This window comes from Shimazuella sp. NTD247, from assembly GCF_059510415.1.
In genome coordinates, this window is record NZ_JCAJZU010000002.1 from 87,534 (window position 1) to 99,534 (window position 12,001).

Genomic DNA, 12,001 nt, shown 5'->3' on the forward strand with positions numbered 1-12,001 from the left:
TACTGGTTCTCGTCTACTAGGTGTTTTCTTCACGAATGGGATGAAATGGTTTTTTGGTCCAATCACCATTCTCTTCTATCAATATCTCCACTTGCTGTTCTGCCCAATCTAATTTTTTGCGACATACGCCTGCTAATTTGGTTCCTTCCCCATATAGTTGAATTGCTTCTTCTAAAGGAATATCACCTTGCTCTAATTTCGATACTACTTCTTCCAATCTTTCCATCGCTTCTTCAAACGTCAATTCACTCATCGCTTCTCCTCCTCTTTTTTCCATACTTGGCATTTTAGTCTCCCTTCAGCCAGCTGCACGCTCAATAAGTCTCCAGGGTTTACTTGCTGAATCGAAGTAACCAGCTCATCTTTTGCCATATGATAAACCAAAGAGTATCCACGTTTCATCACCGCCAATGGGCTGACTGATTCCAAACGAGTAATCAGTTGAAGAAAACGCTTCTCCTTTTGCTCCATCGCTTGTTTAAAAAGTATGGTTTTTTCTCTTGTCATGTGCTGCAATTTTGTTTTTGCATCCGACAATTTCGTATAGGGTTGAACCGATTTCATACGATGAACAGCACGTTCTAATTTTCTATCCTCTTGTGCATATTTTGCCTCAAAAGCATGACGCATTCGCTTTGTCAAATAGTGAAATTTTTCTTGGTGAGGAGCCAGCTTTCGATCAGGATGCAAAAAAATGGGACGTTCCATTAAACGATCTAGCTGTTGATGTCCTTGATCTAACATCTTTTGTGGCAGATTGCTTAATCGAATGCAAACAGACTCTAATTTATTTTTTAATTCAACCTGATTAGGAACTGCGAGTTCGGCAGCAGCAGTAGGAGTAGCAGCCCGTGTGTCCGCAGCTAAATCACTGAGAGTTGTATCTGTTTCATGGCCGACTGCAGAGATAATAGGAATCGATGAATTCGCAATACTTCTTACGACCAACTCTTCATTAAATGCCCATAATTCTTCAATAGAACCTCCGCCTCGACCAACGATTAAAACATCCACTTCTGCTCTGCGATTCATTTCACCAATGGCGTTTGATATCTCCCATGCTGCAACATCTCCTTGTACTTGAACTGGATAAAGTAATACATTTGCTATTGGATAACGACGCTGTAACGTAGTAATGATATCTCTTACCGCAGCTCCATGTGGTGAAGTGATCAATCCGATATTTTTTGGAAAAGTCGGTAAAGCTTTTTTGGATCGTTGAAAAATCCCTTGTGCTTCTAACTGTTCTTTTAAGTATTGAAAACGCGTAAACAAATCACCTTGTCCACTGTTGCGCATCTCCAAAGCTCGAATCTGAACTTGTCCATCTCGGTCATATACATCAAGTTGTCCCCGTATCGTCACACGATCCCCATTTTTCGGTTTGAAGAGTAAATAGCGAGCAAATCGCGCAAAAAATACTACTCTCATCCGTGCCGATTCATCTTTTAAGGTGAAGTACATGTGCCCGCTTGCATGATGCGTAAAATTGGAGATCTCCCCTTCGACACGCAGTGACTGTGATTTTTTATCTTTGCTCACAAGTGATGTAAGATGAGCCACTACTTGCCGAACAGTCCATACCTCTTTTGTCATTAGCGATTGTGCCTTTTCGCAGATTCAATTGTATTTGCCATTAACATGGTAATAGTCATCGGCCCAACTCCACCAGGTACAGGAGTTATAGCAGAAGCGATTTGGCTTACTTCGTCGAACTTTACGTCTCCAACCAGCCCTGCTTCTGTACGGTTTACTCCAACATCGATGACAACCGCACCAGGTTTTACATGATCTTTGGTTATCATTTCAGCTCTGCCAACTGCTGCAATCAATACGTCTGCCTGCTTTGTAATTTCTGAAAGGTTAACTGTTTTGGAATGACAGATCGTAACGGTTGCATCTGCTTGTAGCAGCATCAAAGAAATTGGTTTGCCAACAATGTTGCTTCTCCCGACTACCACAGCATGTTTTCCTTGTAAAGTTACATCTGATCGTTTTAGCAATTGCATAATTCCGGCCGGCGTACATGATAAAAAGGTTTCCAATCCAATTACCATACGACCGACGCTTTCAGGGTGAAATCCATCTACATCCTTTTCAGCCGCGATGGTTTCAATCACTCTTTGTTCTGAAATGTGTTTTGGTAATGGGAGTTGAACCAAAATTCCATGTACAGATCCATCCTGGTTTAATTCTTCTACTTTTGCGAGCAATTCTTCTTCACTAATCGTCTCTTTAAAACGAATTAAAACAGACTCCATTCCAATCTCATCTGCTGCTTTGATTTTTCCTTTAATATAAGATTCAGAAGCAGGATCGTTGCCGACGAGAATAACTACTAATTTTGGAAAAATACTATTTTCTAGTAACGTATGTACTTCCGCTTTTAATTCTGCCCGTATATCAGCAGCGATTTGTTTTCCACTAATTATTTTTGCTGGCATTATGGCTCCACCTCTTTATATAATATCTGTAGTTTACCATTTGTTTGAAAAACATGTAAGCATATGCTAGGAGGAAGCGAAGATGAAACAAATATATGCTGATCTTCATATCCACCTAGGAAGATCCGAAAGCAATTTACCTATAAAAATTACTGCTGCAAAAAATATGACTTTTCATTCTGTGATAGCAGAAGCTAGTCAAAATAAAGGAATATCCTTGATCGGGGTCATCGACTCCCAGTCTCCACCGATTCAAAAAGAAATAGAAAACAAACTGCAAGATGGTACTTATCAAGAACATCCACATGGTGGGATCATTTATCAAAATGCCGTCTGTATTCTTGGAGTAGAAATCGAGTGCAGAGAACCAAATTCTGCTCCTTTTCATATGCTCGCATATTTTCCAACACTCGCTGTCATCAAACAATTCAGTTCTTGGTTACAGCTTCATATGAAAAATGTCCAATTGAGCACACAACGGCTCTATCAGCCTGTAACTACACTGGTTGATAAAGTAAAAGGACTTGGCGGTCTCATTGTACCAGCACATATCTTCACTCCATTTAAAAGCATTTACGGAAGTGCTGCCACATCTATTAAAGATTTACTTGATCCACAAAAATTGGATGCAGTGGAACTAGGATTAAGTGCAGACACATTTATGGCAGATCAGATTTCTGAGCTGAAAGATTTGTCTTTTCTAACAAATTCCGATGCACATTCCCTGCCAAAGATCGGGAGAGAGTACAACGAATTTTTGGTAGAGGAAGCTTCTTTTCAAGAATTGGAGTATGTATTGCACCGAAAATACGGGAGAAAAATCGTTGCTAACTATGGTTTAAATCCACTGTTGGGAAAATATCATCAAACCATCTGTTTAGGTTGTAATCTACCCAAAACCATATCTAAACACCCTTGTCCAACATGCGGCAGTACAAAAGAAGTAGCAGGAGTAAAAGAGAGAATTGCCATGCTTGCCGATCAAATCTCTCATTCACCGAGCTATCGGGCTCCTTATATACATCAGGTTCCACTTGAATTTCTTCCAAAAGTCGGAAGGCAGACAATCCAAAAACTGATACAAAAATTCGGCTCAGAGATGAATGTGCTGCATCAAGCACCTATCAGCGAAATTGCCGAGCTCACCAATACGGCATTAGCCAACTATATATTAGAAGCTAGGCAAAGCGGACTCTCTTTACAACAAGGCGGCGGCGGGAAATATGGAAAAATCACTTAGTTATTTCTAATTCTGCAATAACTTTGCCAAGTATTCCATTAACAAAACGCCCTGCTTCTTCTCCACTAAAGGCTTTTGCCAAATCAACTGCTTCATTAACAACTACTTTTGCAGGTATGTCAGTCTGGTATAACAATTCATATATCGCTAAGCGCAAAACTGCCCGATCGACAATCGATAAGCGATCCAAAGACCAGCCGCTTTTGACATATTTGCTGATATACGGGTCAATCTGTTCGAAATGTTCACCTAATCCATTACGAACAATTTCATAATATGCTCTATCTTCCTCAGAAAGTTTTGCCTCATTTGGTGCAAAAATGTCCCCTTGATCCTCTGGATGTACTAATTGTTGATACTGCCGTTGAACTACCAATTCACGAACCAATCGACGACTCATTCTGTTTCACCTCCAAAAAAATCCGAGCCAAAAAGGCTCGGTTTCTCTTCTTGCCATTCTTTTTAACAAAAGCACCCATATTTTTCGCTATTTTAATCGATTTGGTTTCTCTTGCTTTTCTTTTGACTTCTCTACCTGCGGCACACGAATGCCCTCTACTTGAACGATCACTTGATCCACCACAATACCTGTCATCGCTTCAATTGCTGATTTTACTTGCTCTTGTACTTCTTGACCCACGTTTGGAATATGATAACCATACTCAACTATGATCGATACCTGAATTGCGGTCTGCTCATTCAAAGCAACTTGAATACCTTGACGCAAGTTTTTTCTGCCGAGCAGTTGATTGATATCTCCAACTACTCCGCCCTTCATGCCGCTTACTCCTTCTACTTTGGAAGCAGCCATACCAGCAATTATTTCAAGCACTTCTGGTGCAATTTCAACCTTGCCCAAAGGACCTACACGTTCCATTACAAATCACCTTCTTCAAACAAGTTTATCCCTTCCAAGAACTGAATATGAAAATCGCCGGCCACAAAATTTGGTTGAGCCATCATCTTGATATGGAAAGGAATTGTTGTATGCACTCCCTGAACAGCAAATTCAGTCAGTGCTCGGCTCATTCTTGCTACAGCCTCATCTCTATCTTTACCCCAAACGATCAATTTAGCAACCATTGAATCGTAGTAGGGTGTAATAGTATAACCCGGATAGCATGCACTATCAACCCTTACACCGTTTCCACCTGGAGGCAAATAAAATTCTATCGTACCAGGAGAAGGCATAAAGTTTTTATCGGGACGCTCTGCATTGATCCGGCATTCGATTGCCCAGCCATTAATTTGAATATCATCCTGCGCAACGGACAGCGGTTGTCCTGCTGCCACCAAAATCTGTTCTTTTACTAAATCTACACCAGTAATTAACTCTGTAACAGGGTGTTCTACTTGAATTCTTGTATTCATTTCCATGAAGTAGAAATTTTGATCTCGATCGAGCAAAAATTCAATCGTACCTGCACCTGAGTAGTTTACTGATTTGGCTGCTGCTATCGCGGCTTGCCCCATCTTCTCTCGTATTTCCGGTGAAACAGCAGGAGACGGAGCTTCCTCAATCAATTTTTGGTAGCGGCGCTGGATCGAGCAGTCCCGTTCTCCCAAATGAATCACATTGCCATGATTGTCTGCCAATACTTGGATTTCGATGTGACAAGGTTCTACTAAAAACTTCTCCAAGTATACGCCAGGATTGCCAAAATTGGCTTCTGCTTCTTTTTGTGCTAATTTTACTGCGTTAACAAGTTCTTCTCCGCTATTGACAATACGCATTCCTTTTCCGCCGCCGCCAGCAGTTGCTTTTACGATTACAGGGAAGCCGATATCTCTTGCTGTTGAAAGTGCTTCATCTACGTCTTCAATAACGCCTTCCGTCCCCGGTACAACGGGTACTCCGCTATCTTTCATGGTGTCTCTTGCGGTTGTTTTATCTCCCATTTTGACAATCGCTTCTGGAGAAGGACCGATAAAAGTGATATTGCAGCTCGCACACAGTTCTGCAAATGCAGCATTTTCCGCCAAAAATCCATATCCGGGATGAATCGCATCTGCTTGTAGCAGTGTCGCGGCACTCATGATATTGGTCATATTCAGATAGCTGTCACGAGCCATCGCAGGTCCCACACAATATGCCTCGTCAGCGAGGGTAACATGCAGCGCTTCACGGTCTGCTTCCGAAAAAATGGCTACTGTCGCAATTCCCAGTTCCCGGCAGGCACGGATAATACGTACAGCGATTTCTCCACGGTTTGCAACTAATACTTTTTTAAACATAGATTACACTCCTTCCTAAGAAGGCTTCACGAGGAATAAGGGCTGACCATACTCGACAAGTTGGCCATTTTCTGCCAATACTTCCACAATGGTGCCATTTACCTCTGCTTCTAGTTCATTCATTAGTTTCATTGCTTCTACGATACATACAACAGATTTGTTGTTTATGGAATCTCCTTCGCTCACATATGGATCAGCATCTGGTGAGGAAGCTCGGTAAAACGTACCGACCATCGGGGATACAATTTTATGTAAGTTGGTGTCGGTTGATGCCTCTGCTGCTGGTGGTGGTGCTGGTGTTTGTTCCGTCTGTGCCTGCACAGGAGCAATTGCTTGTTGTGCTGTTACAGGCGGTACAAATGCAGCAGGAGCAGCGATTTGTTGTGTGATTACTTCTGGCTTCGCTTTGCGAATTACTACCTTTTCGCCGTCTTTTTCGAGTTCAAACTCGTCAATGGATGAGTCATCGATTAATTGAATAAGTTCACGTATTTCATGCATTTTTAATGTCATTCTGCCTTTTTCCTCCTTGAAAACATTACGTCCCTATCATATCTATTTTTTCTCCAAAAGGCTAGTGTTGGGTTTATCTATCTATCTGCTTAGTAGAATAATGTAAAAAAATATGAAATTCAAATATAAATTCGATTATCTCTTTAAATGCAGTTTGCCCCCACCCTCTAAACAACAAAGAGTGGGGGCAATTAGTGGAGCTTAACCCAGGTTCTTCTGAGCACCCTTGGGAAGCTTCTTCTTATTCTTCTTCACCTCAGGGTGCGAGGCTGCCTTCTTGACATCCTTCTCAGTAATGGCGCCCTTGATAGGAGCACCAGCCTGCTGGAATGCCTCCTGAACAGTATCATCAGTAGCAAGGCCATTCAGCTGAGTGTCCAGCTTGCTGACAAGCCCCTTCTGCTCAAGCCTCTTCTTGAGTGCCTTACGCTCGACGGGAGACATTTGGTTCAGCAGTTCATCGAACTCTGCCATCCGCGTGAAGAGACCTTCCAGGTTGGGAACATCAGACATGAGTACATCCTTCCACTAATATGGAAATGATGGGGATCTCCCCTATCATCCATCATTATACCAAATTATCTTTCAATTACATATACAAATTCAACTTTATATATTAATACAAATAATATTTACTTATAATCTAATGATATGTATAATAAAATTGTCAGAATACCAGCTACAAAGGGAGTTACAATGGCTGATGGAAGTTTCGGTGGTCTGGGAGCTGCTGCTGAAAGAGCTGCAGATGGTCTCATCGATCTACTCGCAAGTCTCGCCAAGCAGATCGTCCACTACTGTCTTTCGACAACTTTCGGTAACTTTATGGGAGTTGCGGCTCTTATTGCCGTCATTTACGCCTTTCTCTGGCTGAAGGCAAAGTTCAAGTCGATCGGCTGATAAGACCAACGCCGCACTGACGACATCTTAAAGATGAGTCAGTGCGGCACTAAAGTATTTAATGGTATGAAAAATAATTTATCTAGATACTCCATATCCAATAGGAGTTCTTTTTTATTTCTCCCCCATTCCCCTTTTAGGATATAATAAGTACGTAGCTTTCCTACCAATTTCACTCCCTTAGGAGGACCCTATTGATGTCCAAATTACCATTACGTTCCGAGCAAGACAAAGCCTACCAGTGGAAACTGGAATCGATTTTCCCTACAGATGGCGCTTGGGAAGAAGAATTTGCAGCTGTACGCCAGCAAATTCCTGCCTTACGCCAATTTGATGGTAAATTAGCAGAGTCTGCAACGGCGTTTTACCAAGCATTGTCACTGCGGGATGAAGTCTCTTCTCGGATTGGCAAATTATTTGTGTATGCACGGATGCGGTATGATGAAGATACGACTAACTCTCACTATCAAGCTTTTAATGACCGTGCGACTACGTTAACAACGGAAGTAAGCAGTGCATTGTCTTATATGAAACCGGAAATTCTCGCAATTCCTGCTTCTACCATACAAGCATTTTTGAACGACGAACCAAAGTTACTCGTATACCAATATGAACTGGAAGAACTCGATCGTTTCCGCCCCCATGTGCTTTCGGCAAAAGAAGAGGCACTTTTGGCAGAGGCGAGTGAAGTCTTAGGTTCCGCACGCAATACATACGGGTTGTTGAACAATGCGGATATCAAGTTCCCAACGATCACGGATGACAACGGCAATGAAATCGAAATCACACACGGACGTATGATTCAGCTATTGGAAAACAGCGATTCCCGTGTGCGAAAAGATACATTTCATGGCGTATACGATACGTATGGAAGTTTGAAAAATACATTTGCCAGTACCTTATCTTCGCATGTAAAAAAACATAATTTAATCGCTCGTTTGCGTCATTATGATTCTGCTCGTCAGCGGTCGTTAAGCGGAAACAATATTCCTGAAAAAGTATATGATCAATTGATTGCTATTGTCCATGAAAATCTCCCGCAGTTACATCGTTACATTAAACTGCGTAAAAAAGCGATGGGTGTCGATGAGTTGCATATGTACGATTTGTATACACCATTCATCAAACACCAGCCGAAAAAAATTACGTTTGAAGAAGCAAAAGATATTGTCATTAGAGGTCTGGCACCACTGGGAGCAGAATACCGCGAAACATTGCAGCATGCATTCCGTGATGGTTGGATTGACGTGTACGAAAACCAAGGAAAACGCAGCGGCGCATACTCCTTTGGTACATATGGAACAAATCCCTTTGTACTCTTAAACTGGCAAGACAACATGGATAATATGTTTACATTGGCGCATGAATTAGGACACTCGATGCACAGCTATTACACGCGTAAAACCCAGCCTTATGCATATGGAGACTATTCCATCTTTGTTGCAGAAGTAGCTTCTACTTGTAACGAAGCGATTTTAAGTGATTACTTGTTAAAAACGACGACGGATCGCAATGATCGTCTTTACCTCTTAAATCATCAAGTCGATAAGTTTCGTGGAACGGTTTTCCGGCAAACGATGTTCGCAGAGTTTGAACTGCTCATCCACCAAAAGGCGCAAAACGGAGAAGCCTTAACAGCCGAATCATTGACCAAAACGTATTATGAATTAAACAAAAAGTATTTTGGTAATGACATTATTGTAGATGAGCAGATCGGACTGGAATGGTCCCGTATCCCTCACTTCTACTATGACTTTTATGTGTACCAATACGCCACTGGCACCAGTGCTGCGACTGCCCTAGCAAAACAAATACTTGAAGAAGGCAAACCCGCAGTCGATCGTTATCTCACGTTCCTGTCATCCGGCAGCTCTGCCGGGCCGATTGAAGTCTTGCAGCGAGCTGGTGTGGACATGACCCAGCCAGCCCCGATTCAATCTGCATTTGATGTTTATAGAAGTTATCTCGATGAGTTAGAAGAATTGCTGTAAAGGGCATTTTAAATGTATAAAAAGATGATCTCTGTATGGTGGACAGAGGTCATCTTTTTTGTTAAAGATCATATATTGATTTATTGCTCGTTTATTATTTTTTTGCAAGTTCATCACACAGTTTGTTAGATATTCGCTTATGGTTAATTGAACAATTACAGCAATTAGCTCATAACTACCTCAAATGGATATAGGTAAAAATAATCGGCAGACAATATGATGAGGTGGTGGACAACTCTCGCTGTCCACCACCCTTAATTGGTCAATCCACTGATGTTTACAGCTGAGCCCTCAGAAAGTTTGCATACTCACCGAGCATACCAGAATGTTTCTTAGCATCCTTGTATACAAAAATATCTTTACCCTTAAAAGCAACACGAATACCGCCAGCCTCCTCAATAACATCAGGACCGCCAGCAATTAGATAAACATGTCCAGCCGCTGTACCTGCAATCTGCGAAACATAGGGATCCAGAAGCTGAAAAGCCTTGGTACGACCGGAATCAGTCCGTAGATCGAGCTTCTTTACTCGCGCAATTGCATCCTTCAGAGTAGGCATGGTTGACCTTTCTACTTGGCATTTACAGGAAGGTTTTCTTCCTTATTGGTAGTGTATCTATATCTAAAAAAAGAATCAACACCATTCATGAATGAATAGAATAAACCCATTGACAACTCCATACGGCTAAAGCCGTTGGATTCTTGGGACGATAGCCTCATGACTATTTTCATTACCAAGCTAACCCAACCCAAGATTTTTTTGCTTTGACTTTGACTTTGGTTTTAGTTTTGACCTTTGCCTTTACCTTTGCCTTTACCTTTGTTTTTGTCTTTGCCCTTGCTCTTACCTTTGCCTTTGTCTTTGCTTTTACCTTTGCCTTTACCTTTGCCTTTACCTTTGTTTTTGTCTTTGCCCTTGCTCTTACCTTTGCCTTTGCTTTTGCTCTTACCTTTGCCTTTGCCTTTACTTTTGCCTTTACCTTTGCCTTTGTCCTTGCTTTTGCCTTTGTTTTTGTCTTTGCCCTTGCTCTTACCTTTGCCTTTGCCCTTGCTCTTACCTTTGCCTTTGCCTTTGCTCTTACCTTTGCCTTTGTCCTTGCTTTTACCCTTGTCTTTGCTTTTGTCTTTGCTTTTGCTCTTGCCTTTGTCTTTGCTTTTACCTTTGTCTTTGCTTTTACCTTTGTCTTTGTTTTTACCTTTGCTTTTGTCTTTACCTTTGTCTTTGTCCTTGCTTTTACCCTTGTCCTTGGGTTTTTGTTCTGGTTTTGGCTTCGAGTCTGGTTCTGGTTTTGGCTTTGGTTTTGGTTTCGAATCTGGTTTTGGCTTCGAATCTGGTTTTGGTTTTGAATTCGGTTTTGGTTTTGATTTTGAATTCGGTTTTGGCTTTGGCTTCGGTTTTGACTTTGAATTCGGTTTTGACTTTGAATTCGGTCTAGAAGTTGGATGCTTTGGTGCTGTTTTCGATAAAATATTCTTTGCATTGCCTTTAAAACGAATTGATTTTACTGCTGGTGTTGATGCTTTTTTTGAAAAGGTCGCTGCAAAAGAATTTGATTTTGGTTCTACTATTTTCGAGCTTTGTTTATTTGGCTCCGGGGCCAAAGTTTGATTGACATTACTGGATAATTGCTCTGTATCTTCGTAAGCTATAGGACCTGCGTCCAATTCTTTCTCTACACTTTGTGATGGAAGATTATCCATTATCTCCTTTTTTACATCTTTAAAAACAACATAATTTCCGACTAATTTCGTTTGGATTTGTATTTTAACTGTAGAAGATTGTGCATAAGTTTGAGTATATTGATAAATAATAAGGCCAGCAATCGTACAGAAGATACCAAGTGAAATTAGCTTCAACCATTTTGCTAATTTATCTTTTTGTATTTTATTCATTGGATCAATTTTCCTCTCCTCCACACACATTCTATTGCTATAATACTATATATTCCCATTTATGTAGACGATAAATTATGAAAATTTAATCTCATCATTTTAAGTAACAACAAAAAGCAAATTTATCTCTTAAAACTTGATTTGAATAAAATTTCACTCGATTTCTTTTACAATATATCTACTCTTCTAAAGAAAAAAAGAAGCGTTTAGTCAAAACGCTTCCTACGCCTTATATGCTACCGAAACTTGATTTGCGGCAACTTGCATTTGTTTCTGTGCCATGGTGATAATTTCTACTGCTTTTTTTCTTGTTAATGCTTTGCTTTGAACGATGATATTCACATGATTGTTCTCTTGCATCACAACAACGTCTTGGAACCCAGCATCACGGATTTGTTCTTCAAGGGCGCTTTCAGATTTGTCCAGTTTGTTCATTGCTTCAATTTTTGCATTTGCTGTCTCTAATTCTTGTTTGGTTGAAGTCGGGTTCATTAAAACTTGATAATAACCTTCTAATTCTTTTTCTCTGGTCGTGTTTCGCTGCATATGATAACTGACAAAATAATCACTTGTCTCACTTGATTCTTGTTTTACCGCTGCTGGTTTTTCCAATGATCTGATATCTACTTGAACCTGATCATTTTTGACATTTCCCATTTCATCAATACTTTGGATGGCAGGGCCTGCAGGTTGATCAGGTCCAGTAACTATATAGTAAGCAGATAGTACTACCATTAGTGTTAGCATCGTTACTAGCCACATTGTTTGGCGATTCATTGTCATTT

General features: G+C 40.8%; 14 protein-coding genes. 3 read left to right on the top strand and 11 right to left on the bottom strand.

Features of this window, described 5'->3' with window-relative positions; all coding sequences use genetic code 11:
* Nucleotides 1–16: 16 nt before the first annotated feature.
* Genes xseB through folD form a run of 3 tightly spaced genes read right to left on the bottom strand, consistent with a single transcriptional unit; the run spans nucleotide 17 to nucleotide 2,444 of the window.
* A complete protein-coding gene (gene xseB, locus AC5WOC_RS04735; RefSeq protein WP_496054248.1) occupies nucleotides 17–253 on the bottom strand; it encodes an exodeoxyribonuclease VII small subunit in 237 nt (78 codons plus the stop codon).
* Nucleotides 250–1,596, bottom strand: coding sequence for an exodeoxyribonuclease VII large subunit (gene xseA, locus AC5WOC_RS04740; protein ID WP_496054249.1), 1,347 nt, complete (start codon nucleotides 1,594–1,596; stop codon nucleotides 250–252). The genes xseB and xseA overlap by 4 nt, the downstream gene beginning before the upstream one ends.
* Nucleotides 1,596–2,444, bottom strand: coding sequence for a bifunctional methylenetetrahydrofolate dehydrogenase/methenyltetrahydrofolate cyclohydrolase FolD (folD, locus tag AC5WOC_RS04745; RefSeq protein WP_496054250.1), 849 nt, complete (start codon nucleotides 2,442–2,444; stop codon nucleotides 1,596–1,598). Before folD ends, xseA begins: the two co-directional genes overlap by 1 nt.
* An 82-nt stretch (nucleotides 2,445–2,526) precedes the next feature.
* Between folD and AC5WOC_RS04750 the strand changes: the two genes are divergently transcribed.
* Nucleotides 2,527–3,684, top strand: a complete 1,158-nt coding sequence (locus AC5WOC_RS04750) for an endonuclease Q family protein (RefSeq protein ID WP_496054251.1) — start codon at nucleotides 2,527–2,529, stop codon at nucleotides 3,682–3,684.
* On the opposite strand, the gene nusB is transcribed toward AC5WOC_RS04750, so the two are convergent.
* The 5 genes from nusB to AC5WOC_RS04775 form a co-directional block, all read right to left on the bottom strand.
* Nucleotides 3,677–4,084 (bottom strand): transcription antitermination factor NusB, encoded by a 408-nt coding sequence (gene nusB / locus AC5WOC_RS04755; RefSeq protein WP_496054252.1) that lies wholly within the window; start codon nucleotides 4,082–4,084, stop codon nucleotides 3,677–3,679. The two genes, AC5WOC_RS04750 and nusB, sit on opposite strands and share 8 nt — an antisense overlap.
* A gap of 87 nt (nucleotides 4,085–4,171) precedes the next feature.
* A complete protein-coding gene (locus tag AC5WOC_RS04760; protein ID WP_496054253.1) occupies nucleotides 4,172–4,561 on the bottom strand; it encodes an Asp23/Gls24 family envelope stress response protein in 390 nt (129 codons plus the stop codon).
* On the bottom strand, nucleotides 4,561–5,919 hold the full coding sequence (gene accC / locus AC5WOC_RS04765; RefSeq protein ID WP_496054254.1) for an acetyl-CoA carboxylase biotin carboxylase subunit: 1,359 nt from the start codon (nucleotides 5,917–5,919) through the stop codon (nucleotides 4,561–4,563). Before accC ends, AC5WOC_RS04760 begins: the two co-directional genes overlap by 1 nt.
* Nucleotides 5,920–5,934: 15 nt before the next feature.
* A complete protein-coding gene (gene accB / locus AC5WOC_RS04770) occupies nucleotides 5,935–6,432 on the bottom strand; it encodes an acetyl-CoA carboxylase biotin carboxyl carrier protein (protein WP_496054255.1) in 498 nt (165 codons plus the stop codon).
* Nucleotides 6,433–6,633: 201 nt separating this feature from the next.
* On the bottom strand, nucleotides 6,634–6,945 hold the full coding sequence (locus AC5WOC_RS04775) for a hypothetical protein (protein ID WP_496054256.1): 312 nt from the start codon (nucleotides 6,943–6,945) through the stop codon (nucleotides 6,634–6,636).
* Between the two features lie 183 nt (nucleotides 6,946–7,128).
* Here AC5WOC_RS04775 and AC5WOC_RS04780 point away from each other — a divergent pair, with 183 nt between their 5' ends.
* Both AC5WOC_RS04780 and pepF read left to right on the top strand, forming a co-directional pair.
* The gene (locus AC5WOC_RS04780) at nucleotides 7,129–7,332 is read left to right on the top strand and encodes a hypothetical protein (protein ID WP_496054257.1); all 204 of its coding nucleotides are present in this window, start codon (nucleotides 7,129–7,131) and stop codon (nucleotides 7,330–7,332) included.
* Between the two features lie 197 nt (nucleotides 7,333–7,529).
* Nucleotides 7,530–9,323 carry an oligoendopeptidase F gene (pepF, locus tag AC5WOC_RS04785; RefSeq protein ID WP_496054258.1) on the top strand — a complete coding sequence of 598 codons (1,794 nt, stop codon included), beginning with the start codon at nucleotides 7,530–7,532 and terminating at the stop codon, nucleotides 9,321–9,323.
* 277 nt (nucleotides 9,324–9,600) lie between these two features.
* Here pepF and AC5WOC_RS04790 read toward each other — a convergent pair whose 3' ends face one another.
* The 3 genes from AC5WOC_RS04790 to AC5WOC_RS04800 form a co-directional block, all read right to left on the bottom strand.
* A complete protein-coding gene (locus AC5WOC_RS04790) occupies nucleotides 9,601–9,882 on the bottom strand; it encodes a hypothetical protein (RefSeq protein ID WP_496054259.1) in 282 nt (93 codons plus the stop codon).
* Between the two features lie 224 nt (nucleotides 9,883–10,106).
* Nucleotides 10,107–11,216 carry a hypothetical protein gene (locus AC5WOC_RS04795; RefSeq protein ID WP_496054260.1) on the bottom strand — a complete coding sequence of 370 codons (1,110 nt, stop codon included), beginning with the start codon at nucleotides 11,214–11,216 and terminating at the stop codon, nucleotides 10,107–10,109.
* Nucleotides 11,217–11,438: 222 nt separating this feature from the next.
* A complete protein-coding gene (locus AC5WOC_RS04800) occupies nucleotides 11,439–11,999 on the bottom strand; it encodes a SpoIIIAH-like family protein (protein ID WP_496054261.1) in 561 nt (186 codons plus the stop codon).
* Nucleotides 12,000–12,001 lie beyond the last annotated feature (2 nt).